The following is a 25,109-nucleotide window of genomic DNA, read 5'->3' on the forward strand; positions in this document are numbered from 1 at the left end:
TTTTCTATTTGTTTTACTTATACTCGTTTAGATTGAACCGCTTCCTCATACTGCTGGATGTCCGTTAACCAGCTTTCCTTAACCGGCACCTGCTGTCTTAGACAGTACTCATCCCAAATCGCTCCAAAAGGATATGTTTTAAACTCTTCTAATAAAGCAAGTCTTTCTGTAAAGTTTCCTTGCTCTTGTAGATTTTTCAGATAATCACTTGGCTCAAGCAAGGCATATAACAAGGCTTTAACCGTGTTTCGTGTACCGATTGTCCAGGCTGCTACGCGATTAATACTTGCATCAAAGAAATCTAATCCAATATTCACTCTCTCAAGCGCATCTGACCGAACGATTTCATGTGCAATCTCTCTTAACTCATCATCAAAGGTCACCACATGATCACTATCCCAACGCACCGGACGCGAAACATGAAGCGCCACTCTCTCATTAAATAGAAGCAAGGATGATAGTTTGTTAGAAACGGTTTCTGTCGGATGGAAATGGCCAGAGTCAAGTAAGCAGAGCTTCTTATTTTGCTGGGCATAGCTCAGGTAGAATTCATGGGACCCTACCACATAGGCTTCTGATCCGATGCCGAATAATTTACTTTCGACAGCATCTAGAACTAGAGATTCATCATAGGACTCTGTAAAAATTTCATCTAAAGACTCTTTTAATCTTTTTCGAGGTGTGAGTCGATCACTCGGTACATCTTTATAGCCATCAGGTACCCAAATATTAACTAGAGAAGGCGTGCCAAGCTGCTCTCCAAAGTAGGCTGCAATCTTACGGCTTGCCTTACAATGATTGATCCAGAACTCTCGAACCTCTGGGTCTGGGTGACTTAGCGTTAAGCCGTCCTCTGCTTTTGGGTGTGCGAATACAGTTGGATTAAAGTCTAAGCCGAGACCCCTTTCCTTTGCCCATGCTACCCATTTCTCAAAGTGCTTTGGTTCGATAGCATCCCGGTCTATATCCTCTCCATCTGTTTCAGCGTAAATCGCATGCAAATTCACACGATGCTTTCCAGGGATAAGCGCCAGTGCCTGATCTAAATCTGCACGAAGTTCATCCCCGTTCCGTGCTTTTCCTGGATAATTCCCCGTTACATCTATACCTCCTGAGAGTTCATTTTGAGCGACTTCAAATCCAGTAATGTCGTCTCCCTGCCAGCAGTGTACAGAAATCGGTACGTTCGCTAATGTTTTAAAAGCCTCTTCTACATCAACACCAAACCGTTCATAATGTGTTTTAGCTTCAGTAAATGCTGTGTTAGCCATGATGAACCTCTCCTCTATGTGGGTTGTAGTATTTTAACGGACATGATCGTGCCACTATTTCTCGAGCCTCTGCTAAATTCCTAATCTTTCCCTTGGCGATCATTTGTACAATGACATTCCCAATAGCTGTAGCTTCAATTGGACCTGCGACAACTTTTTTTCCCGTTTGATTGGCCAGTAGCTGATTCACGTATTCATTCTGAGCCCCGCCGCCAATGATATTAACTTGATCAAAGGTGTTCCCTACGATCTCTTCTATCTGATTGATTGAAGCTTGATAACTGTGAGTTAAACTATGAAACACACATGCCGCCACGTCGCCAGATTTTGCTGGTACTCGCTGATTTGTCTCGATACAAGCAGCTTGTATCTCTTCAATCATATTGAGTGGATTCAAAAAGCGGGGTTGATCGACATCGATGATTGCTGGATCCTCTACTTTTTTACTTGCTTGCACAAGGTCATCAAAGGAATGGATGTCCCCATAAAGCCGTTTTACCTCTTGGATCATCCAAAAGCCCATAATATTTTTCAGAAATCTGAATCTGTAGTCGACACCGCCTTCGTTAGTGAAGTTATACGCCAACGCTTTTTTACTACAAATGGGTTCTTCATTCTCCACCCCAAGCAAGGACCACGTTCCAGAGCTAAGATAAATCGTTTCTTTAGATTCGGGTACAGCCGCTACTGCAGAAGCTGTATCATGTGTAGCTGGAATAATAACCTCTAAATCAAAGCCGAATTCATCAACAAGCTCTTCTCTAAGTCCACCTAAATGAGTTCCTGGCAAGACAATCTCTTCGAATAACTCAGAACGAACGCCAATGCTTTTAAGTAGAACAGGGTCCCATTCCTTGGTGAAGGCATTCATTAATTGTGTTGAGGTCGCGTTGGTATATTCATTGACCTTTTTTCCTGTTAGTAAAAAATGAAAGTAGTCTGGAAGCATTAAATATGACTGCGCTTGCTCAAGGATATCCGGGTGTGTTTTTTTCAAAGCTGCCAGCTGATAAATCGTATTAAACGGTTGGAATTGAATACCCGTATAGGAATAGATCTTCTCCTTCATCATATGCTGAGTGATTTCTTCCATTACGCCATCCGTCCGCGCATCACGATAGGCAACCGCTGGAGTCAGCATCTGACCTTCTCCATCTAACAACACAAAATCCACTGCCCACGTATCAACACCAATGCTGGTTGGTATAATGCCTTTGTCACGACACGCATGAACTCCCTGTTTGATCTCACTAAACAATGCGTCAACATCCCAGACTAACTGTCCAGATTTGCTTTTCATTTCATTTGAAAACCGATGAACCTCCTGAACAGTTAACTTCTGATCTGTTATACTTCCCGCCATCACTCGTCCACCAGATGCCCCAAGGTCTACTGCTAGATGATGAGTTGTCACTTTGAGTCAGTCCCCCTCCCGTGAAATCGCTTTCTTTTTTCAGTATATAAAAAGAATAGGAAAGCCAATAGGTCCTCATTTATCTAATTCTATGTCCTTATTTGCAAAAGAAATATTAGTATGATTTCTACTCTATTTTTATAGCTTGTTATGGTATGATTTTACTTAAAACCAGTAAAAAGGAGAATAAGAATGGATATAACACTTGGACTCATAGCACTTGGTGGAGGAGTAGCCATCGGCGGTTATTTTATTGGAGATGGACTAAAGAATTTCAAAAACCCTTCGGCTAGTAGTAACCATACAGAGGAGCTAGAAGATTGGGGGCAGCCTAAACTAATCAAACAAAAAGATGTACATCACCATTTAGGCATTTCAAAAGAAGATGCACACTCACTTATAAAAGATTACCCTACAATTCCTCACCTAACCATTAATGATCAAATCTATTACCCTACTAAAAAGCTTAAAAAATGGGCTAACACTTTGTCTGAGGAGCAATAAGACAGGGTAAGGCCCTTATATTTTGTAAATACGGATTCCAATCCCTCTCTAAACAAGCGGAGGAAAATGAATGGCCGACACCTGCGAGATGAAAAGGAGTCCACTGAAAAAGTCATATAGAAATGAGCTCATGTGCACCGCTACAGGAGAAACCTACGCTTTCCACGGGAACGGCCTCAGCCCTTGAAGTGGAAGTGCGCCACTTCAATGTCTTCACACTCGTTCTGTTCCGTAAGAGTCTCCGGTTTCTCCTTCCGCTCCTGTTCCCGATCAGACAAATGACCAACTTTCCTATTTAGGGAAATGAGGTCTTTTAAGTTTAAAAGATAAATACCCGCATCCCTGTGTAAAAAAATTATGTGGTACCTGCGTGTGTCACCTCTCACATGCTCGATACCTGCCCCACACCAAGCGGACGAAAATGGTGGGCCGACACCTGCGGGATGAGAAGGTTCAATGAGATAAATCGACGGAGTCGAGTTAGCTCATTACCTTCCCGCGGTAAGCGTGCCACCATTTTTGGGAGCGACAGCCGAAGACCCCCCACCTATTAAACAGATGCCCGAAAGTCCTTTGGAGTCATACCAAACTCCCTTTGAAATACACGATAGAAATAACTGACGTTGTCATAGCCTACCTCGTGAACGATGGTGGTAATCGGCAGGTCTGTTTTTGCCAGCATTTCCTTTGCCACAGCCAGGCGTTTTTCTTTTAGCAATTGCTTGAAGGTTTGGTTGGTAATTTGCTTAATGATTTTACTTAATGCATAATCCTGTAGCTCCAGCTGTGAAGCCATATCTTTTAACGTCGCTGTTTTATACGAACTATTAATATATTCAATTGTCTCTTGGACCCAGCTCGTATGTAGGGTTAACGTTTCGGCCCCTCCAAACTGATAATCACTTTGTGACAGCTCTACCAAGAGCAAACCCACCTTTAACTTCACTCGCGCTTTTGTCGCTTCCTGTGGTTGAAGCATTTCGTAGATAATAGATAGAAGAAGTTCCTGAATCGATTCATCTCCATTGGTGTTAAAAGTAAGATATTGTCCTCGATAAGAATACGTATACAAACTATCCATTAAAAATCGGTAAATCGGTCCTTTCATATTTAAAAAGGAAAAGATATACTCAAAGAAATTCGGCTGGATAATAAAATTGATGATGATATCCTCTTGTTTGCATGGCTGTATTTCATGATTAATATGCTGATTTAAAAACATCAGGTCTCCCTCGTTTAATGTGAGGGTTTTGTCTGCGACCGTTTGAGTGAGTGAGCCTCTTAGTACATAGCTGACCTCAATATAATCATGACTGTGCTTTGGAAAATGAGCAAAGCGTGTATGCTTACGTATCATCATCGATTCATCGTCAGCTAGAAATTTTTTGCTTTCCACCTGTGTAAAATGTGGTTGTGACGTATACGTTATAGTAGAGACCTTTTTATTTGAAAGGATCTCCTTTTCCTCCTTCGTTAATGGAGTAAGCTGTTTCAAGATGCGTTGCTTCATTTAATATCACCACTTCCGCTTTTTAATGAGGATTTATCTAAGTGAGGGCCTGTTATGATTGAACTTCTTGTTCCCATGCTTGAACGGCTGGGCATTATTGTTATGATTGCTTTTATTTTAACTCGATTTAGCTTCTTCCGACACCTTATTACATCCAACCATTTAAACATTCAACAAAAGCTGATTGCGGTTGGATTCTTTGGGTTGTTCGGCATTATTGGTACCTATTCCGGTTTAACCTTTAGTACAACAACTTCAGAGTTTGCACTTTGGGCAACAGATATAAATTCAGATGAAGCAATCGCTAATTTTAGGGTAATAGGTGTAGTCCTCGCAGGGTTGCTCGGTGGATATAAGGTTGGACTTGGTGCAGGATTGATTGCTGGTATTCATCGTTTCTTCCTTGGAGGCTACACGGCCTTTCCGTGTGGAATTGCAACCATCCTTTCAGGTTTATTTGCTGGATTTTTCCGGAAGGATCATCAACGTCCAACCATATCTAAAGCTTTAGTTATCGGGGCCGCTGCAGAGGCGGTTCAAATGCTTTTGATCCTGATCTTTGCCAGACCCTTTGACCGTGCTATGGTATTAATTGAAATGATTGCTCTTCCGATGATTATTGCAAACGGACTAGGCTGTGCTCTCTTTCTTCTTATCATCAAAAATGTAATTGATCAAGAAGATAAGGTTGGTGCCTCTCAAACACAGCTTTCTCTACGGATTGCCGACCAGACGCTTGCCTATTTACGGAAGGGACTAACCGTACATTCGGCTCAAGCCGTCTGTCAGATCTTACACAATGAGACACACACCATTGCCGTAGCAATGACAAATAAATCGAATATCCTTGCCCATGTCGGTCTAGCAAGTGACCACCACCAACAAAAAAGTCCGATTCAAACTCAGGTAACTCGTGATGTCATCCAATCTGGCCAATTAGTCATTGCCAAAAATCAAATGATTCATTGTTCTCATTCATCCTGTCCACTTAGGGCAGCCGTCATTGCTCCGCTTAAACTAAGAGGAGAAACCATTGGTACGTTAAAGTTTTACTTTCATTCTGAGAAGGATATTGGACCTCTTTCCATGGAACTCATCTCCGGATTAAGTGTACTGCTGAGTAGTCAATTGGAAATTGCGAATGCTGACCATGCGTATAAACTAGCTCAAGAAGCGGAAATCAATGCTCTGCAGGCACAGATTAGCCCGCACTTTCTTTTTAATTCTTTAAATACCATTACATCTTTAATAAGAATTGATCCTAAACAGGCTAGGAAGCTGCTTGTCTCTCTCTCGCATTTCTTAAGGCAAAATCTATCAGCAACAACGGAAAGCTCCATTACTCTTGAGCAAGAGCTAAAGCACCTGCAAGCCTACTTAACCATTGAGAAAACGCGTTTCTCAGATAAATTTATGGTTACATATGATGTGGATGAAACCTGTCTTAATCAAAGAATTCCTCCGCTCACACTGCAGCCGATTGTTGAGAATGCGATTAAACATGGGATTTATCCGTTAGATCGTCATTGCACATTAGAAATCACTATTAAACAGGATGACCAGAGGATGATTGTTGCTGTAAAGGATTCGGGAAATGGGATGAATCAAGACCGCGTTGAAGAGCTTGGGCTAGGCTATGTCTCCTCAGAGAAAGGAACGGGACTTGCTCTTCACAACATTAATCGCCGCCTTTCATTGATGTATGGTTCAGAAGCAGCATTGACTATTCAGAGTGCGCCGAATAAAGGAACCAACGTGAGTTTTGCCATTCCATTTAAAGGGGGGAGCCTAAATGCCACAAATGATCCGCACGTTAGTAGTTGATGATGAACGCTACAATCGAGAAGAGCTTATATACTTACTCAGTCAATATGAGACGATCGAGATCATCGGTGAAGCAGATACGGGAGAAGCATGCCTTGTACAAGCGATGAAGCTACAGCCCGACCTCCTGTTTTTAGATATTGAGATGCCCATTATGAATGGTATGCAGGCTGCAAAAGCACTCCAGGAGCTCAGGAACATTCCTTTAATTGTGTTCGCTACAGCTCATCCCCAATTTGCCGTAGAAGCCTTTAAGTATGAGGCAATCGATTATTTATTAAAGCCGTATGATGAGGAGCAACTCTACAAATCAATTGAGCGAATCAAACAGAGGCTACTAATTGAGGAGGCTCCTCAGCCTACAACCACTGGTAAGCTACCTGTAGAAGCGAACGGGGATGTTTATTATTTGGAACCAACTGACATTCTCTATATGTATCGAGATGAAAAGCTATCAAGAATTGTTTCAAAAAAGGGCAGATTTGAAAGCAAGACACCGTTAAAGGAATTAGAGTTGCGGCTAGAACCATTCTCCTTCTTCCGCATTCATAAAAGCTATCTTGTGAACCTGCAGGCGGTGACTAGACTTTCTCCATGGTTTAATGGGGCTTATCACCTTGAACTAGAAGGCGTTAAGGAACAGCTTGCTGTCAGTAGAAACTACGTTAAAGAACTAAGGAAACGATTGGAACTCTAGTCTACTGACCCCGAGTTCCTTTTTACATTTCAGCTTCAAATTCCTGCACCATGAGACCCATTTTTAACATGTTACTCTCTAAAAGAACTACACAGCTTCTATTCCTATTATACTAATGAAACCGTATTCAATCGTTGTAGGAGGAACAGTATGTATACTTTTTTAGGTGGTATTCTATTACTTATTGTCGGCTATTTTACATATGGTAAAATCGTTGAAAAAATCTTTATTCCAAAGGCTGAACGCACAACACCAGCCTATACAAAGGCAGATGGTGTTGATTACCTGCCCATGAGCCAAAATAAAAACTCATTAATTCAATTAATTAGTATAGCCGGGATTGGACCTATATTTGGACCAATTATGGGGGCTCTTTATGGACCTGTTGCTTTTTTATGGATTGTATTTGGTTGTATATTCGCCGGAGCTGTTCACGATTATCTAACAGGCATGATTTCCATTCGTAATGGTGGAGCTCACTTACCAGCACTTGCAGGGAAGTTTCTAGGTAAATCTATGAGGCACGTTGTAAATGCCTTTTCTATTCTTTTACTACTTCTAGTCGGAACCGTTTTTGTCACATCACCTGCTGATCTACTTGTTGATCTAGTGAATGGATCAGTTCCTGCTATTGTCTTTATCGTGATTATCTTTATCTATTTTGTACTAGCAACGATCCTTCCTATTGATAAAATCATCGGAAGCATTTACCCATATTTCGGTGCGTTATTGCTAATAAGTGCGCTAGGGATAGGTTTGGGATTAATTGTGAATAGGGCGGCAATTCCTGAGCTAAGCTTTACCAATTTCCACCCAGAAAGCGCACCGATCTTTCCATTATTATTCTTAACGATTTCCTGTGGAGCATTATCCGGATTTCACGCTACACAGTCGCCAATCATCTCTCGAACTACCCAGAATGAGAGTCAGGGCCGTAGAATTTTTTATGGCATGATGATTGCAGAAGGTATTATCGCGATGATTTGGGCAGCTGCGGCTATGAGCCTATTTGATGGACCGGTCAGCTTAAACGAGCTAATTAACACGATTGGTACAGCTGGTATTGTGGCTGAAGCTTCTACGCTTATGCTCGGTTCAGTATTTGGAACGCTAGCTATTCTTGGTGTTATTATTCTACCAATCACATCAGGGGATACGGCCTTCAGAAGTGCGCGGATGATTATCGCCGATTATATTAATGTTCCACAAAAAAAGATTGCTAGTAGACTATGGATTGCATTGCCCCTGTTTGTCATCTCAGTTTTCTTAACGACGATTGACTTCACCCTATTATGGAGATATTTCTCTTGGGCGAACCAGTCAACAGCTGTGATCGCACTTTGGGTTGGAACGATGTATCTATTTATTGCTAAACGAAACTATTGGATCTCCATCATCCCTGCCATATTCATGACAATGGCGTGTGCTACCTATATCTTAAACGCACCAATAGGATTCAACCTTTCTATGGCCACCTCCTACCCAGTTGCCGCTGTTATCACACTAGTGATCATCGGATTATTCTTTAAAGCAGCGAGGAAGGCTAGAGCTGATGGTCTGCCGCTTGAAGAGGATATTTCGGACTGGAAGAAGCCGGCGTAAGTTGTTTGAAGAGGCTAGGAAACTAACTAGCTAAAAAGGCAAAAAAGATCTCCCTCAACTCTATTTACGTTGATGGGAGATCTTTTTTATAATTTAACTGGTTTTTATCTCATTCATTAAAATTTATTCTGTACCAATGTATATTTCAAATTTGCCTATAATGGTTTTACCATCTTCTTTGTATAAAGGGATTTCAATATCCTGATTACGTTCCCTCTCTTCCTGTTTCTTTAGTGCTTCTACTGGTGATTTAGGTTTATCTGCTTCCCCTGTAACCTCATCTAAATCTATTTTTTTAACATAGCCGTTCGTTCCATTTGTTCCAATAGCAGAGATAAGATCAGGCTCCTCTTCGGAAGATTCTACAAATAGAGCAGACCCGTATGTTTCTCCTGCACCATTCTTTGGATAATCATTTTCTTCTAGCCCACCACCAAATGCTGTTTGAATAGAAAAGACCCCAACTAATACTCCGATCAGAAAAGTAGCTACTATCACGCTTATTTTTAGTGACTGTTTTATCATATTAATTGCTCCTTTGCATATTCAATTTGTTAGTTTTCGTGAAGTAATAGTGACATCCTTACCATAAATTATTCTCTTCTTAAGTATATATCAAATTTGTAAATTGAATAACAATGTAAATCCATTATTTTCATAAAGTTTAGTTCAAAGGATCCGCTTTATTTCCGACTTCTAATTCAAATTCGACAGCATTTTACATGACCCTGCTTTTCACGATATAGTAAACAGGATTTATTAAAAATAGAGAGAAAATTAGGAGTGTGAGTAACATGCGTGTAAACAAGACATTTGGATTAGGGTTATTTGCATTGTCAATGAGTGCAGCCGTGATGGTAGGATGTTCCAGTGATGACCTTTCTAGTAACGAGTCTGAGGAAGGTAATGGAGGTGGCGGAGATTTAGTCGTAGATATGCAATCAGATGCTGTTTCCTTAGATGTACACGGTTCAAACGATACGGCCTCTAGTAATGTAACTTCTAATATCTTTGAAACCCTAGTGACTCAGGATGAGAATTTGGAGTTGCAGCCAGGATTAGCTGAAGACTGGGAGCAGATCAGTGAAACCGAGTGGGAGTTCCAGCTACGGGAAGGTGTTACGTTTCATGATGGGACAGAGTTTGATGCAGAAGCTGTAAAAGCCAATCTAGATCGTGTATTGGATCCAGAGGTAAGCTCTCCACGTGCTTTTTTATTTGAAATGATAGAAGATATCGAAATAGTAGATCCTTATACAGTCCGCTTTACAACAGAATATCCGTTTGCTCCACTTGCAGCAAACCTTGCTCACTACGGCGCCGCCATCATGAGTCCTGCTGCAATTGAAGAGGACTATCAAGGAATGGAAGCTGGAGACGAAGCAGGTAGTTTCCTTAATGAAAACCCTATTGGAACGGGGTATTTCACCTTTGACACATGGAATACAGGACAATCTATCACATTGAATAAGAACGAAGATTATTGGGGCGATGAAGCAAACGTAGACACGGTAACATTCCAAGTCATCCCAGAAGGAAACACTCGTATCGCTAATCTTGAAACGGGTGCTTCTCATATTGCCAATAACATTAGCTCAAGTGATCTGAATCGCTTTGAGCAAACAGAGGGCATTAAAACGAACCAAACTGAAAGTGTTGGTATGCTTTACCTAGGCTTTAATAAAAATAACGAAACACTGAATGATCCACTTGTCAGAGAAGGACTTTCGTTAGCTATAAATCGCGCTGAGATCGTAGAGGGAATCTTTAACGGAGTAGGAGTTGAAGCAAAAACACCTCTTGCGCCAAAGGTATTTGGACATGATGATTCCATTGTTTTTAATGAGTATGATCTTGAACGAGCAAAAGAATTATTAGCTGAAGCTGGTTATGAGGATGGCTTAGAGATTGTTCTAAATACAAGTGATCAACGTGAACGCCAAGACATCGCCGCTTATATTCAATCAGCTTTAGTAGAAATTGGCGTCACAGTATCAATTGAAACAACCGAATGGGGTTCTTTCCTAGACCTAACCTCTCAAGGAGAGTCTGAGCTCTTTATTTTAAGCTGGTCTACAGTGAACGGGGATGCTGACATGGGACTGTATCCTTTATTCCATACTGATAACCAAGGTGCTCAAGGGAATCGTACATTTACCTCGGACGAGCAACTGGATGACATGCTTGAACAAGCAAGAATGAGCGAGGACGAGAATGAACGTTTAGCTCTATATAATGAGATTCAAACGTATGTCGCAGAGGATAGCACCATCCAGCCATTGATTCATGAAGAATATCTTGTCGGTCTTCAAGAAAATGTGCAAGGCTTCTGGCAAAGCCCAACAGGAGTGCTTGTCCTTCATGATGTTTCTATTCAATAACAAATGCAATCTTAACCTCGTACCATGCATGTGATGGTGCGAAGTTTTTAATTGATTATCTTGCATAGTCAATAATTCTTATAAGTTTTATCGGTTTTTTACCGATTAAAAGACTTACAAATTTTTGGTGCAGTGATATAATCAGTACAATACGTACTCGAACACTGCTTTAATATCTATGCTAGGAGGTTGAAACGATGGAATGGAAGATTCAAGATAAACTCATTTTAATTGGAGACAGCATAACAGAGAATGGACGATTTGAAGATCCTGAGGATGTTGGTATTGGCTATGCTTCCTTCATTCATCACTATCTCACAGTAAAACATCCTGAAGCAAAGCTTCAGATTTTAAACAAAGGCATTAGCGGAGATCGTATTACGGATCTTGAAGCAAGATGGGATCGTGATGTTCTCGCTCATAAACCTGATTGGGTATCGATATCCATTGGAATTAATGATGTGTGGAAGCAGTTTGAGCATCCTGAGATGGAACAGGTTGATATCCAACGATTTGAGCAGACCTATGAATATCTAATAAAACAAACTTTAGAGCAGACAGAGGCTAAGATTATATTGATGGAGCCAACGATTATTGAAGAGCATGCCGATTCTGATGAGAATCTAGCTCTTAAGTCATATGTTGAAGTCGTTCACCGCCTTGCTGAAACCTACAAGCTGTTGCTCGTCCCTACTCATCAAGCATTCATAAGCTATCTGAACTCAGAATCACCTGTACCTCTTACTACTGATGGTGTACATATGAACACGAAAGGTGATATTTTAATGGCATCAACCTGGCTAGAGACTTTCTACAAAGGCTAAAAAGAAGCCACTGAAAAAGTCATCTTGTAATGAGCTCATGCACCGCTACAGGAGAAAACTTCGCTTTCCACGGGAACGGCCTCAGCCCTTGAAGGAGAAGATCACTCCTTCAATGTCGGTCTGCCGCGTTCTGTTCCGTAGGAGTCTACGTTTTCTCCTTCCGCTCATGTTCCCGATCAGACCAACATTCCTAACTAAGTGGTTTAGCTGCGCTTACTGGCTTTCGCGCACGCACTCCACTTTTTCGCGCAGCACATGATCCTTTACGCGCATTTTCGTTTTTTTCGCGCGCTGACTTGATCTTTTCGCGCATGACCCGATGTTTTTCGCGCATTTTCCATCCGTGGGGTCGGGATGGTGGTGGATTGGCTGTGCTTACCGACTTACGCACTCGAGTTTAGATATTCTTCCGATGTATTTTCTGCACTTTGCGATGTATTCGGCTTTCTTCCTATGGATCTTCCTCTCATTCCTGATATTCTTGTGATAAGAGGGACCTTGTTCATATTTCACGTCATTAAACTAGCATTTATATTTAAGGTAATACGTCTTTTTCTGTGACCTCGACGAAAAGGTTCATTGAGATAAATCGACAGAGTCGAGTTAGCTCAATACCTTCCCTCAGGTGAGTGCCCCCATTTTCGGGAGCGGAAGCCGAAGAACTAATACTCAGATAAACCTCCAACGTATTTCTGAAGCAACTTTCTAACTTCGTTTAAACAACAAAAAAGCTGAATAATGAATGGAGAGACCCCAACATTTCCAGCTTTTTTTATAGTTATAATACTTCTCTCGACCACGTTTATTTCTTGAATGGTTGCTTATCTACATCTCCAGTCAGGTTAAGTTCAAAGAGACCGGACTCCTTTGCTGAACGGATGGCGATATAAACAAATGGTCCAAGAATTAGGCCCATCACGCCAAAGAACACATACCCAAAGTACATGGAAAGTACCGTCGGCAGAGCGGCAAGACCGATCGAATCTCCAAGGACCTTAGGCTCAACGATGCGCCGTACAATCAGCAAGACAGCTGCAAGGATAATCAACTGCACCCCTGTTTGCGCACTCCCAAGCACCATCGCCAAAATCCCCCACGGAACTAGGATTAAGGCCGGTCCCACATAAAGAGGTATAATGTCAACCAACCAGATCAATACCGACATAATTAATGCATACTCCGGTGAGATGAATAAAAGGCTGACATATGTAACAATAAATACACCAACACTTAAAATAAACTGCGCTTTCCAATAACCAAGAAACACCTTACTCATTCGTTGAAATACAAATCTAAGCTTACTTGCTGTTTCCATTTTGAATAAATTAAAAAATAAATTAAGCAGCCTTGGTAGATCAAGACTAAATAAAAACAAAGTAATTAAGTATACAAGCGATACAAATAACATGTTTGGAATAGCTGATAAAATAGACGTTATCGTAGAGAGAATATCAGAAGTAATGCCTACAGCACGGTCAAATAACCCTTCTGATTGCCTTTCCAGCTCTCTCACAATTTGATTTCCCTGCGGAATCTCAGCAATTGTCTGGTTAAAGCTTACAATAAAATTATCTATAAAGAGTTGAATCTCTCGTGCCGTTTGCGGGAGCTCAAGTGACCAATCATAAATAATTTGGATGACTCTCGTAAAGGTCAGGTATAACAGATATCCACCAACCGTCACAAATAACGTAAAAACGATGGTTACAGGCAGAATTCGTTTCTCTGTTTTAAGATGCTTTTTAAGCATTTTGACAAACGGCTCAAAGATCATAGCCGTTAGCAAGGCAAACAAAATCGGTGAAAATATTGAGAAATTAAAATAAACAAAGATCGCAACGGCAATAATAGCAATCAAGGTCAATATCCGTTTGACTAGTACTTGATTCAACAATTAGCATCCTCCTGACAACGTTTAAAAAAGGGTAATGCCTTGTTATTATATCAGGATAAATAAACGATAGACAATTTATTCATAACAATAATTTATAATTTAAATGCAGAAACTGATTTCTGAAGCTCTTCAGCAACGTGAGTTAAATAAACCGATGCACTTGCTACCTCTTCCATGGCCGCTGCTTGCTCCTCAGTCGTTGCAGCAACCTGTTGAGAGTGCCCGGCCGCTTCAGATGCTACTTTAGAAGCGGTCATGATCAGCTGATACATATTCTCTATTTTAGTTGACACATCATTCACCCAAACATTTGCCTCGTTCACTTGATCAGAGACCTTATGAACAGAATCAGAAATCTGATTGAATTCAACTCCCGCGTTCTCAACTAAACGTATCCCATCCCTAACAGCGAGGTTGGTTTCATGAATCGACTGCGTTGAGTGTGTGATCTGATTATCGATTCGCTGTGTGAACTCCTTTATTTGGGCAGCAGATTGCTGTGATTGTTCCGCCAATTTTTTAACCTCTGAAGCAACCACCGCAAATCCCTTTCCTCTTTCCCCAGCATGCGCTGCTTCAATAGAAGCATTAATGGCAAGCAGGCCCGTTTGTTCTGCTACATCTGTTACCAAAGCTGTCATTCGGTTGATTTCAAGTGACTGTTGTCCGAGCTCTTCTACTGCTTTAGTAACATCTTTGGCTCGATCATGTATAGATTTCATCTGCTTAAGACTCTCAGTGACAATGCCCACCCCATGTGCTGCTTTTGTTTTTGTTTCAATAGAGCTTTGATCTACTTTTTCCATAAAGCTTCTAATCGATTCTGCACTCTTGCCTATTTCACTCACAGAGTCTGTTGCCTTCGTCATTTGTTTCATCTGATGATCTGACCCTACAGCAACCTCCTGTATCACCGTAGCAATCTGCTCTACAGCTTGGTTGGTCTGCTCTGCGCCAGCAGACAACTGTTGAGACGAAGAAGCTACCTGCTCGGATTTAGTTAAGATTGACTGCATAAGGATGATTAAGCTCTGCCTCATCCGCTCATAATGCGTAGATAATTGACCTATCTCATCACGAGATGAGTCAGTAAGAGTGGTTGTAAAGTCTCCTTCTCCCGCCTTCATTAATGCATTACCTACATTTACAAGCCTTTTTTTGATTCGATGTGTAAACCAAAATACGCAGCAAGAAGCCACAATAATTCCACCGACCAATACTCCCCCAAGCCCAATCAAGATGGTTAAAATCGTTTGGTCAACTAACGCCTGCGATACACCTGTGTACCACATACCAATGACTTCTCCATTTGCACTATGTATGGGTTGGTATGCTGTTTGAGTCATAACTCCAGCTACATTTGCTTCACCATAGTATACTTCTCCGTTTGTTAGGACGGTCTCAATCACTGCATCTGAAGCTTTAGTTGAGATCGCTCTTTCTCCATCTACTTCAACATTTGTCGCTACCCGTGTGTCCCCTTGAAAGATTGTAACCGTTCCACCCGTCATATCTGCAATCTGATCAACTAAATCAAAATTCTCATTCAGTACTGTATCTCCTTTATATAGTTGGCCCGACTGAATGGTCCACTCTCCTGGTATTTCTCTTTCCAACGCATAAAAAGAAAGAGCTAAATCGGACTCCGCTTTTTCTAGAGCCATCTCTTTTATCCCCGATGAAACCATGTTCTGTATGACAATGCCTAAGACACATCCAAAAATAATAAGTAGTGATAGAACTAAAGTATTTAATTTAAATGAAAGTCCCTTTGTTTTTAGCATGTTCAATTCTTATACCCCCATATAAAAATTCTTTCTACTTTTTATATCGAGTTTGCATACCATATGTTGATTGGTTTTCCTTTTTATTGTGGCTTTACAACAAAAAAATAAGGGGGAGTTAAGAATAGAACCCACTAGCCGACATACCAAAAAATCCGAACGTAACGCTCCATACCAATATCATGGACGTTATATTCGGATTTCTTTAACTAAACAGGTTATACTGAGCTTGCTCCTTGTCCTCCATCAATTCTGTAGTACGAACCAGAGATAAAGGATGCCTCATCTGAAGCCAGAAAGGCCATAAGATTAGCAATTTCTTCTGCCTTTGCATAACGATTTAGGGGAACACTCGCTTCAAATTGTTTTCTTGGATCTTTGGCGCCTGTAAGTTCGGCATTTGATTCAATGGACCTCATCATTTGCGTATCTACTCCAGATGGAGCCACAGCCGTTACACGAATATTATTCGGCGCGCCTTCCAAAGCTGCTGATTTTGTTAATCCAATGACCGCATGCTTTGATGCTACATATAGAGCCATTCCAGGTGCACCAAGTAAACCGCCGTTAGAAGCTGTATTCACAATCACTCCGCTTTTTTGCTCCGTCATCACCTTCATGACATGCTTCAAGCCGTAAAATACACCTTTTACGTTAACGTTCATGACCGCATCAAAGTTCTCGGTTGTTTGCTCTGTTAAATTTTTGAAATCTCCGTTAATTCCTGCATTATTGATAAAGACATCAATGCGACCAAATGTTTCTTTTGTCTGGTTAACAAAGGCTTCTACATCTTCCTCTTGTGTGACATTGCCGTCCAAAAGTAAAAGGTCTGTAGCATCCATTTCTTCTACAGCTTTTTTTAAGCTATCGAGCTTCAGATCAACGAGCGCCACCTTCGCGCCTTCTGTTAAAAACTTCTTAGCGGCAGCGATTCCTATTCCACCTGCAGCTCCTGTTATGAGCACAACTTTGTCTTTAAAATTCATCGTACGAACCCCTTATTTAGTAATTTTTTACTTTTTACATACGAAATCTAATCACGTTAGCGTGATAAAGGAAAAAATTATGCTTTGTCCGATCTAAATTCGTTTGGTTCCTGATCGTTGATATCACTGTGATTTTTAGTTTGGCTCAGTCTGCCGTTCCGATGCTCGCCATGATTGGTATTTTCTTTAAATTGATTGTTATGCTTTTTATCTTTGTTTGACATGTTCATCCCTCTTTTTTAGTTAATAGTATTAGAATTCATCATTATTTCTAAACTATACATAGGGATTAGCCGCATACTAACCATTAGTATCATTCAGGAAACTATATTACTTTAAAGTGCGTACTATCTCCCCCCATCGTGTCGTTATATAATGGGCAAATACAGAAAAGACTGTATGTAAACAAACTTCTTGGAGGGACTTACACTAATGGCTAAAGTATTATTTGTTAAAGCGAATGATCGCCCTGCTGATCAAGCAGTAAGCGTTATGATGTACGACGCCTTTTTAAAGGCATATAAAGAAGCTAATCCTGGAGACACAGTAACAGAATTAGATCTTTTCAATGCTGATCTTCCTTACTACGGGAACGATGCTATCACTGCAAACTACAAAAAGAGCCAAGGCATGGAATTAACTGCTGAGGATCAAAAATTTGTTGATTTAACAGAACAATATCTTGCACAATTCTTCGATGCAGATAAAGTTGTTTTTGCTACTCCTTTATGGAACTGGACGGTACCGGCACCACTTGTAACGTACATTTCTTACTTGGCACAAGCTGGACGTACTTTTAAATATACGGCTGAAGGTCCAGTTGGACTTGCAGGTGATAAAAAAGTAGCTGTTCTTACTGCTCGTGGTTCTGATTATGCACTTGATTTCATGGCTGATAGTGAAATGGCTGCGAAGTTTGTGAAACAAGTTCTTGCATTCTGGGGAATCCTTGAGCCAACTGAATTGACGATCGAAGGTCACAACCAATACCCTGAGCGCACTCAGGAAATTATTGCTGACGGTTTAGTTGAGGTAACAAAAGCTGCTGCTTCATTCTAAGCTGACATAGAAGCCATTCTCTTTGAATGATTAATTTTAATCGGAGAGATATAAAACCCCGTATCGCTATGATGAATAGCGGTACGGGGTTTTTGATGATTACCGGGAGCACTGAACAAACAACTGCAATTATTTGAATTGAGATTTAGGCTTCGGCGTCGCTCCCGGAATGTGCCACGCTTTCCTACCGCGGGCGTTGAACTTAACTGGTTTGACGTCAGTGTTATTTCAACTCTGCCCGTAATCCGAGGTCACTGAAAAAGAAGCTTTATATGAAAGTGAATCTTCTTATAAACAAAAAACAGCCTTCATTTCCTAAAATAGAAACGTTCGTCTTTTGTTTGTTCAAAAAAGTAGCGGAAGGAGAAACCGAAGACTCCTGCGGAACAGAACGAGTCTGAAGACATCGAAGTGGTGGTTTTCCACTTCGAGGGCTGAGGCCGTTCCCGCGGAAAGCGTAGGTTTCTCCTGTAGCGGTGCATATGAGCTTAGTTCTGGATGACTTTTTCAGTGGCCTCCCGTAATCTCCTCAGTAGTCGGACCTATTCCGTACGCTGGGAAAGTGCATTAATCTGAACTGTATTCTTGCTTCTATTATTTTTTGCTAATTGATTGCTGTTAAACAACGTAGTATAACTTAATCAAACAATAACGGGCGTGCAATTTTATTTATTGCTGCTCCGTCTACCATTAATGTTTGCCCGCTGACGTAAGTAGCTTCATCTGACACCATAAATAAGCAAGCATTGGCAATGTCATCGACTGTGCCGATTCTTCCAAACGGCTGAAACTCTAGCGTCTGGTTGAATGCCTCTTCTGGGTCTTCAAGGCTTGCGAAGGTTTTTTGTAATAATGGTGTATCCACCGTACTTGGACAAACCGCATTCACTCGAATATTATGCGGTCCCAGATCTAGTGACATCTGTCTGGTAAGCGCGGTTAAACCGCCTTTTGATGTAGCATAGGCTGCCAAACGCGTAATTGTTTTTTCTGCGTGCCAGGACGCAATATTAACAATTGCGCCGCCTTCACGTTGCTTCATTTCTGGAATCGCATATTTTGAACAAAGAAAAGCACCTGTTAAATTAACGCCAAGTATTTGCTGCCACTCTTCGAAGGATGTTTCCTCGACAGATTTACGAACTGTCACAGCCGCGTTATTGACTAGGATGTCTACTCCTCCAAATGTGGCGGCGGCTTCTTTAATTAGCTCAATAACCTGCGACTCTTGGCTAACATCGGTCTCTACAAAGTGCGCATCCCTGCCTGCTTCCATTAGCTCTTGGACAAGCTTATCCCCTTGTTCACTATTCACATCTGCAATGACTACCTTGGCGCCTTCCCTTGAAAAGGTTCGGGCAATGCCTTCACCTATTCCTTGACTGCCTCCAGTGATAATCGCCACTTTATTCTTTAGTCTCATATGGACGCCTCCTATAGTAAAAAAGGAACCCTATGCTGAAACAGGGCTCCTTTTATTAATTTAAGCATTAATTTAAGCTACTTAAATCAAGCTTGTAACCGTTCTCGTCATTACTTTCTTTTTCAGGTGCATTAAAGAGTGTATCTTTATTAATCTTGTGTTTTTCGGCTGCACGGTCTGCATAAGCATCTGCTATTTCAGTGTCTTCGTTTAACACAAATTCAAGTGCATTAATTTGAGTACGAAGTCTTTGCACGGTACGATCCAGATAGATGTATACCTGTTGATCATATTGAGATAACTCTCTGAATGCCTTCTCATCAACCTGCATTTCTTTTACCTTTTTAATGCAATTTACAAGCTCTCCACGAAGCTCGTTGCGTTTTTCCTTCACTACTGCAAGATCTCTCATTTCCATGCCACCCTTTCTAAAGATGCGGTTTCTTTTATCGTACCCAAGTGTCCAACTACTTCTAGTATAGCTTGATCAGTCTCCCTTTTAAAGGGAAATTTTTCATTCAACGAGCATCTAGGTTATTTTTTCTTCTACTTGTTTATCCTGCTTTGCTCTGCTACCATGGAGTAATGTTTTGCAGGAAATGAGGACGTTACATCATGACAAACACACATGTACAATGGTCATCAAAGCTTGGATTTATATACGCTACAGCAGGTAGTGCAATTGGACTTGGTGCCATTTGGAAGTTTCCTTATATTGCCGGCCAGAGTGGCGGCGGTGCTTTTTTTCTAGTCTTTTTATTATTAACACTCTTTCTAGGGGTGCCACTTCTTATAGGTGAATATGTGTTAGGCAGACATACTGGTAAGGATGCCATTCTTACCTATCAAACATTGGCTCCACGTTCTTCATTCCAGTTAACAGGCTGGCTCGGAGTGATTTGTTGTTTTCTAATTCTTTCATTTTATAGTGTGATTGGTGGATGGTCCTTGCTCTACTTGGGATCTTCTCTTACTGGTCAGCTTTCCGGATTATCATTAGAGGAATCTCAGGATTATTTTGGTCATTTAATTGCCAGTCCACAGCTAGCACTTGGTGCTCAATTACTATTTATCCTCTTAACCGCCTTTGTAGTTGCAAGAGGGGTGCAAAAAGGAATTGAACGAGCAAGTAAATGGATGATTCCATCTCTACTCATCTTACTCGTAGTTCTAGCCATATACTCACTGAATTTAGACGGTGCTTCAACGGGATTGCGCTACTTACTAGCTCCTAATTTTGCCGCCGTTGATGGTGAGACAATTTTGTTTGCTTTAGGACAATCCTTTTTTGCATTATCTGTAGGAGTTTCCGTGATGGTAACCTTCAGTTCATATGCCTCAAAGGAGCAAAATCTACCAGCATCGGCCATGACGCTCGCCTTAATGAACATTTTTGTGGCTTTACTTGCTGGACTCGTTATTTTTCCAGGTGTTTTTACATTTGGCTTTCAGCCTGACGAAGGCCCAACACTGATCTTTGCCGTCCTTCCAGCAATCTTTGAACAAATGGCCTTTGGACAGCTGCTGCTTATTGCTTTTTTTCTATTATTTTTGTTTGCGGCGCTCAGCACGGCATTTTCGTTACTTGAAATTATTGTTGCTGCTTTTGTACGAGGTAATCAAGATAAACGTAAGAAGGCAAGCTGGTTCTTCGCTATTCTTATCTTTATCGCAGGAATTCCCTCTGCACTCTCATATGGCTTGCTTGCTGACCTAGAGATTTATGGACGATCCTTCTTTGACACCGTTGATTATCTGGCAAGTAACATTTTAATGCCTCTAGGTGCGTTATTAATCTGTTTATTTATCCCAAGAAAAATCAGCAAAGAGACACTCTGGCTTGAATTTCGCTCTGGATCAAATACAGGAAAACGACTATTTGCGTTGTGGTATGCCTTAATTAAATACGTTGTGCCACTTGCAATTTGTATTGTATTTATTGATCAATTATTCGGGCTCTTCGGAAAGTAGATCAATTACACCTAAAAAGAAACGGACACAGGTAATGTTGGCTGGTCCGTTTCTTTTTGTGCTCTTGGTTTTTGCTACTGATCATCTAACCTTTCTTTCACTTCAGAGGGTACATCCGACTCATCAACCTCTTCATAAGTGATCGCTCTATCCCCATTCATTTTCACTGTTAGATAGGCTCCTTGACGAAGTTGCTTAAGCCCCATAAATTCAATGATTTCACCTTCGCCATCCTCTGTAATACCAAGCGTTACATAATTATGGGTAGAGCGTTCATTTTCGTCCGAAACATCGGCAGTAGCTTCGCCCCCGTCCACAATCTTCACATAGTAATCTTCTTGTTGGATCATATTAAAAATCATATATCCTGCAATCGCCATGACAATGATAAACACTAATGTTAATCCTGCTTTTTTCATCTACATCATCTCCCTTGTCTATAAGTCTAAAGGAGTATAGAAACAGGAACTATTGAATTCACTTACAGTAACCTTACATTTTTGTTAGGTTTCTAAAATAACGCTTGGCTGAGATAGATAAAGAAGGTGACTGTGATACAGCTGGCAATCGTAGAAATTAACACAGCCTGAGCTGCATATTCCGGATGATTATCATATTCCAACGCAAACAGTGCGCTATTTCTCGACATTGGAAAAGAGCTTGCAATCAACAACCCTTGTGCTACCGTACCATCAAGACCCATTAGCCAGATAATCACTAAACCGATAAGTGGGGCCGCAATCAGTCGCCCAAAAATGGATACAAAAAAAATGAACGAGAATTGCTTTAAGCTAGGGTATGCAATTTGTGCTCCCAACACGAGTAGCGCTAAGGCAATAAACCCATTCGAAACTTGCTGCATAGGCGTTTGAATAAATGCTGGCAGCTCCCAAGGCATCTGATAAAAAATCAAACCCAGTACCAAAGCATAGATAATCGGTGTTTTAATAAGCTCTGCCAGATTACTCCAGAGACCCGTAGATCTAGTTGATGCTGAAACCATGACTCCATATGTATAGGTGATTAAATTTTGGAACATCAACACGATCACCTGGATAGAGATCCCAAGTGGGTTCCCAGCAAACACTAGTTGGCTGACTGGCAGCCCAAAATTACCCGAGTTCATTAATACAATGCTATTTTGAAAAGTGGGTGCAAGCTTTCGATCAATATTTAAAAGCTTCACAAGACCCCAACTCAATAAAGCCAGGATAACAAATTGAATGATTAAGAAGCCACCAATCTCCAGTAACAATCCTCCATCAAGCTGACTGTTCGATATATTCACAAATACCACAACAGGCAGAAAAAAGTAGGTTAATAGCTTCGATAAGGTAGCTAGATGAAAAGAGAACTTCCGATGCAGCAATGCTCCCGCTATTAACAACACAAAGATTGGCAGCATAACTTGAATCGTAATCTCAATTAAAAATGTCCACATATCCTGCTGATCCCTCTTTTTTATCTAATCTTTTAAGAATGAGCTAACATATTCAGCAGGTACCTCATTCAATGATTGAAAAATAAACGCTGGTTTTGAACCGCGATCCACTAATAAACAACGTACCCCTTCATAAAAATCCTCACACTCCATAAACTTTGCTGCTACCTGCTTATCACGTTCCAGAGCTTCTGAGAAAGAAGAAAGCTTCTTGCTTTGCTTCAGGTGAGCAAAGGTCACCAGTAACGAGACGGGTGAACGCTCAGAAAATAAGTTAATTAATCCCTTGGCCCATTCAGTTGAGTTACTTTGAAGTGACTCAACGATCTCAGGAAAGGACTGGTGCAGAAAGTGCTTTTTTATTTCAGGAGCAAGCGACTCTAGCTCACTTTTAATCGGAGTCTCACTGGCATCCTGAATGTGTTTTTTTAGTAGACGATCTACATTCGATTCCATTAACCAATTTGCTCGTAGTAAAGCGTCTCTCAGCTTAGATAAAGAATCGCTTGTCATGTAATAATCCGCAGCATTTATATACAGGACATCCTCTGCCCTAATGACCTTGCCCGTTAACCCAAGGTACAATCCTGTATTATCAGGTGCTTGATTTAGAAAATATCCTGCCCCAATATCCGGGAAAAAGCTGATCGCCGTTTCCGGCATCGCCCATTTGGTATTCTCAGTAACAATGCGATAGTTGGCCCCGTAAGAGAGACCCACTCCGCCGCCCATGACAATGCCATCCATCAGGGCAACAATAGGCTTGGGATAAGTGGATAGATAGCTATCCATATCATACTCTCTGTTAAGAAACGCTGTTGATTTTTTCCTACCTTCAAGTGAGGATCCGTTTTGGTAGAGCTCCTTAATATCGCCCCCTGCACAAAACGCCTTTGCTCCAGAACCTTCTACTAAGATAATACGTACAGCTTGATCTGTTTCCCATCTTCGCAGTGTGTCATCTATTCCTTGAATCATCTCTGAGGAAAGGGAGTTAAGTGCCTTTTCTCTTGTTAGCGTAATGATTCCCACTCCAGTATCCGTTACTTCTACATTTATATCTTTCATGTGTTTCCTCTCTTCCTACCTTCAGTCTACCATTCTGCGATACTTCCATCTTGATGTCTCCATACAGGGTTCCGCCAATTGTGTCCCTTTTCTGCCTGTTTACGCACATAGTCCTCATTAATTTCAATGCCTAACCCTGGTCCATCCGGTATTTCAACATACCCGTTATGATAGAAGAAAACAGTCGGATCCTGTATATAGTCGAGCAGATCATTTGTTTCATTATAATGAATGCCCAGGCTTTGCTCCTGAATAAAAGCATTATGACAGGTAGCGTCTACTTGAAGACACGCTGCAAGCGCAATTGGGCCTAGTGGACAATGAGGTGCGGCGGCTACATCAAAGGCTTCAGCCATCGATAGAATCTTTTTACACTCTGTAATCCCACCTGCATGAGAAAGGTCCGGCTGAATAATATCCACATAACCTTCTTTTAGAAGATTTTTAAATTCCCACTTGCTATACATGCGTTCTCCGGTGGCGATTGGAGTTGTCACATGATGCGCAAGTTCACGCAACCCTTCATTATTTTCTGGGAGTAATGGTTCCTCAATAAACATCGGTCGAAATGGCTCCAGCTCTTTTGCTAGCACCTTTGCTAAGGGTCGGTGGACTCTTCCATGAAAATCAACACCAACTCCAATGTGGTCCCCAACCGCTTCACGTACCGCAGCCATTCTCTCAACGGCTTCGTCAATTTTACTAAAGGAATCAATATATTGCAGTTCCTCGGTAGCATTCATTTTGACAGCTTGAAAGCCCTTCTCTACAACTGCTTGAGCTGAAGTGCCGATGTCACGTGGACGGTCACCACCAATCCAAGAGTAAACCTTCATCGAATGTCTTGCTTTCCCCCCAAGCAGTTCATGAATTGGTGCGTTATAAAATCTCCCTTTAATATCCCACAACGCCTGGTCAATGCCAGCAATAGCACTCATCAGGATCGCCCCTCCTCGGTAAAAACCAGAGCGGTACATTTTATTCCAATGGTCTTCAATATGCAGCGGGTTTTCTCCAATTAACCCTTCCATCAGCTCATCTACCGCGCCGCGAACCGTTGCGGCCTTGCCCTCCACAACAGGCTCACCCCAACCTGATATGCCTTCGCTTGTTTCAATCTTTATAAATAACCAACGAGGTGGTACTAAAAACGTTTCATAGGCTGTGATCTTCATTCTGTTCACCCTCCAGATACAAGATATTTACGTCCTTCTTTGAACATATCAGAAGAACAAGAAGAACTGCAAGCGCTTGCTCATTGAAGTGTTATGCTGAATGCTTTTTGACTGGGCGCAAATTTTTGTGTAAATGTTTATGAATAGAATGCGAGTGCGGCGAGTATTCCAGTGCACTTCGCTCGCATAAGTACGTGGAGTAGTTGGAATCCTTTCTTCGGTTCCGCTCCGAAGATAAGGAGATTTACCGAGGTCAGGTACCTGTGCTACGAGCATAT

General features: G+C 41.3%; 22 protein-coding genes. 8 read left to right on the forward strand and 14 right to left on the reverse strand.

Features of this window, described 5'->3' with window-relative positions:
* Positions 1-17: 17 nt before the first annotated feature.
* Positions 18-1,271, reverse strand: a complete 1,254-nt coding sequence (gene rhaA, locus FN960_RS05960) for an L-rhamnose isomerase (protein ID WP_143847782.1) — start codon at positions 1,269-1,271, stop codon at positions 18-20.
* Entirely contained in the window at positions 1,264-2,685 is a 1,422-nt protein-coding gene (rhaB, locus tag FN960_RS05965; protein WP_143847783.1) for a rhamnulokinase, read from the reverse strand. The genes rhaA and rhaB overlap by 8 nt, the downstream gene beginning before the upstream one ends.
* Positions 2,686-2,877: 192 nt before the next feature.
* On the opposite strand from rhaB, the gene FN960_RS05970 reads away from it, so the two are divergent.
* Positions 2,878-3,189, forward strand: a complete 312-nt coding sequence (locus tag FN960_RS05970) for a DNA-binding protein (protein WP_143847784.1) — start codon at positions 2,878-2,880, stop codon at positions 3,187-3,189.
* Between the two features lie 550 nt (positions 3,190-3,739).
* On the opposite strand, the gene FN960_RS05975 is transcribed toward FN960_RS05970, so the two are convergent.
* On the reverse strand, positions 3,740-4,699 hold the full coding sequence (locus FN960_RS05975) for an AraC family transcriptional regulator (protein ID WP_143847785.1): 960 nt from the start codon (positions 4,697-4,699) through the stop codon (positions 3,740-3,742).
* Positions 4,700-4,753: 54 nt separating this feature from the next.
* On the opposite strand from FN960_RS05975, the gene FN960_RS05980 reads away from it, so the two are divergent.
* From FN960_RS05980 to FN960_RS05990, 3 genes are all read left to right on the forward strand, one after another.
* Positions 4,754-6,523 carry a sensor histidine kinase gene (locus tag FN960_RS05980; protein ID WP_143847786.1) on the forward strand — a complete coding sequence of 590 codons (1,770 nt, stop codon included), beginning with the start codon at positions 4,754-4,756 and terminating at the stop codon, positions 6,521-6,523.
* Positions 6,492-7,220, forward strand: a complete 729-nt coding sequence (locus tag FN960_RS05985) for a LytR/AlgR family response regulator transcription factor (protein ID WP_143847787.1) — start codon at positions 6,492-6,494, stop codon at positions 7,218-7,220. The genes FN960_RS05980 and FN960_RS05985 overlap by 32 nt, the downstream gene beginning before the upstream one ends.
* A 150-nt stretch (positions 7,221-7,370) precedes the next feature.
* On the forward strand, positions 7,371-8,822 hold the full coding sequence (locus tag FN960_RS05990) for a carbon starvation CstA family protein (RefSeq protein WP_143847788.1): 1,452 nt from the start codon (positions 7,371-7,373) through the stop codon (positions 8,820-8,822).
* A 123-nt stretch (positions 8,823-8,945) separates the two neighbouring features.
* Here FN960_RS05990 and FN960_RS05995 read toward each other — a convergent pair whose 3' ends face one another.
* Positions 8,946-9,347 carry a peptidase M56 BlaR1 gene (locus tag FN960_RS05995; RefSeq protein ID WP_143847789.1) on the reverse strand — a complete coding sequence of 134 codons (402 nt, stop codon included), beginning with the start codon at positions 9,345-9,347 and terminating at the stop codon, positions 8,946-8,948.
* Between the two features lie 269 nt (positions 9,348-9,616).
* Between FN960_RS05995 and FN960_RS06000 the strand changes: the two genes are divergently transcribed.
* On the forward strand, positions 9,617-11,203 hold the full coding sequence (locus FN960_RS06000) for a glutathione ABC transporter substrate-binding protein (RefSeq protein ID WP_143847790.1): 1,587 nt from the start codon (positions 9,617-9,619) through the stop codon (positions 11,201-11,203).
* A 197-nt stretch (positions 11,204-11,400) separates the two neighbouring features.
* On the forward strand, positions 11,401-12,027 hold the full coding sequence (locus tag FN960_RS06005) for an SGNH/GDSL hydrolase family protein (protein WP_143847791.1): 627 nt from the start codon (positions 11,401-11,403) through the stop codon (positions 12,025-12,027).
* Positions 12,028-12,829: 802 nt separating this feature from the next.
* On the opposite strand, the gene ytvI is transcribed toward FN960_RS06005, so the two are convergent.
* From ytvI to FN960_RS22755, 4 genes are all read right to left on the reverse strand, one after another.
* Positions 12,830-13,921, reverse strand: a complete 1,092-nt coding sequence (gene ytvI / locus FN960_RS06010) for a sporulation integral membrane protein YtvI (protein ID WP_143847792.1) — start codon at positions 13,919-13,921, stop codon at positions 12,830-12,832.
* Positions 13,922-14,013: 92 nt separating this feature from the next.
* Positions 14,014-15,705 carry a methyl-accepting chemotaxis protein gene (locus FN960_RS06015; protein WP_260681952.1) on the reverse strand — a complete coding sequence of 564 codons (1,692 nt, stop codon included), beginning with the start codon at positions 15,703-15,705 and terminating at the stop codon, positions 14,014-14,016.
* Between the two features lie 218 nt (positions 15,706-15,923).
* A complete protein-coding gene (locus FN960_RS06020) occupies positions 15,924-16,694 on the reverse strand; it encodes an SDR family NAD(P)-dependent oxidoreductase (protein WP_143847794.1) in 771 nt (256 codons plus the stop codon).
* A gap of 77 nt (positions 16,695-16,771) precedes the next feature.
* Complete coding sequence (locus FN960_RS22755) at positions 16,772-16,918, reverse strand: hypothetical protein (protein WP_185970943.1); 147 nt, start codon at positions 16,916-16,918, stop codon at positions 16,772-16,774.
* Positions 16,919-17,126: 208 nt separating this feature from the next.
* Between FN960_RS22755 and FN960_RS06025 the strand changes: the two genes are divergently transcribed.
* Positions 17,127-17,753 (forward strand): FMN-dependent NADH-azoreductase, encoded by a 627-nt coding sequence (locus FN960_RS06025; protein WP_143847795.1) that lies wholly within the window; start codon positions 17,127-17,129, stop codon positions 17,751-17,753.
* 637 nt (positions 17,754-18,390) lie between these two features.
* On the opposite strand, the gene FN960_RS06030 is transcribed toward FN960_RS06025, so the two are convergent.
* Positions 18,391-19,176, reverse strand: coding sequence for an SDR family NAD(P)-dependent oxidoreductase (locus FN960_RS06030; protein ID WP_143847796.1), 786 nt, complete (start codon positions 19,174-19,176; stop codon positions 18,391-18,393).
* 67 nt (positions 19,177-19,243) lie between these two features.
* The gene (locus FN960_RS06035; RefSeq protein ID WP_143847797.1) at positions 19,244-19,588 is read right to left on the reverse strand and encodes a hypothetical protein; all 345 of its coding nucleotides are present in this window, start codon (positions 19,586-19,588) and stop codon (positions 19,244-19,246) included.
* A gap of 203 nt (positions 19,589-19,791) precedes the next feature.
* Here FN960_RS06035 and FN960_RS06040 point away from each other — a divergent pair, with 203 nt between their 5' ends.
* Positions 19,792-21,147, forward strand: a complete 1,356-nt coding sequence (locus tag FN960_RS06040; RefSeq protein WP_143847798.1) for a sodium-dependent transporter — start codon at positions 19,792-19,794, stop codon at positions 21,145-21,147.
* Between the two features lie 74 nt (positions 21,148-21,221).
* Here the strand turns inward: FN960_RS06040 and FN960_RS06045 are convergent, their stop codons facing one another.
* The 4 genes from FN960_RS06045 to dgoD all read right to left on the reverse strand — a co-directional run bounded on the left by FN960_RS06045 (position 21,222) and on the right by dgoD (position 24,831).
* A complete protein-coding gene (locus FN960_RS06045; RefSeq protein ID WP_143847799.1) occupies positions 21,222-21,566 on the reverse strand; it encodes a YxeA family protein in 345 nt (114 codons plus the stop codon).
* Positions 21,567-21,658: 92 nt separating this feature from the next.
* Positions 21,659-22,588 (reverse strand): AEC family transporter, encoded by a 930-nt coding sequence (locus tag FN960_RS06050; protein WP_143847800.1) that lies wholly within the window; start codon positions 22,586-22,588, stop codon positions 21,659-21,661.
* A gap of 24 nt (positions 22,589-22,612) precedes the next feature.
* Positions 22,613-23,656, reverse strand: coding sequence for an enoyl-CoA hydratase/isomerase family protein (locus FN960_RS06055; RefSeq protein WP_143847801.1), 1,044 nt, complete (start codon positions 23,654-23,656; stop codon positions 22,613-22,615).
* A gap of 26 nt (positions 23,657-23,682) precedes the next feature.
* Positions 23,683-24,831 (reverse strand): galactonate dehydratase, encoded by a 1,149-nt coding sequence (dgoD, locus tag FN960_RS06060; protein ID WP_143847802.1) that lies wholly within the window; start codon positions 24,829-24,831, stop codon positions 23,683-23,685.
* Between the last annotated feature and the right edge of the window lie 278 nt (positions 24,832-25,109).

The sequence above is a fragment of the Alkalicoccobacillus porphyridii genome (assembly GCF_007293315.1).
GTDB classification, from domain to species: domain Bacteria; phylum Bacillota; class Bacilli; order Bacillales; family Bacillaceae_D; genus Alkalicoccobacillus; species Alkalicoccobacillus porphyridii.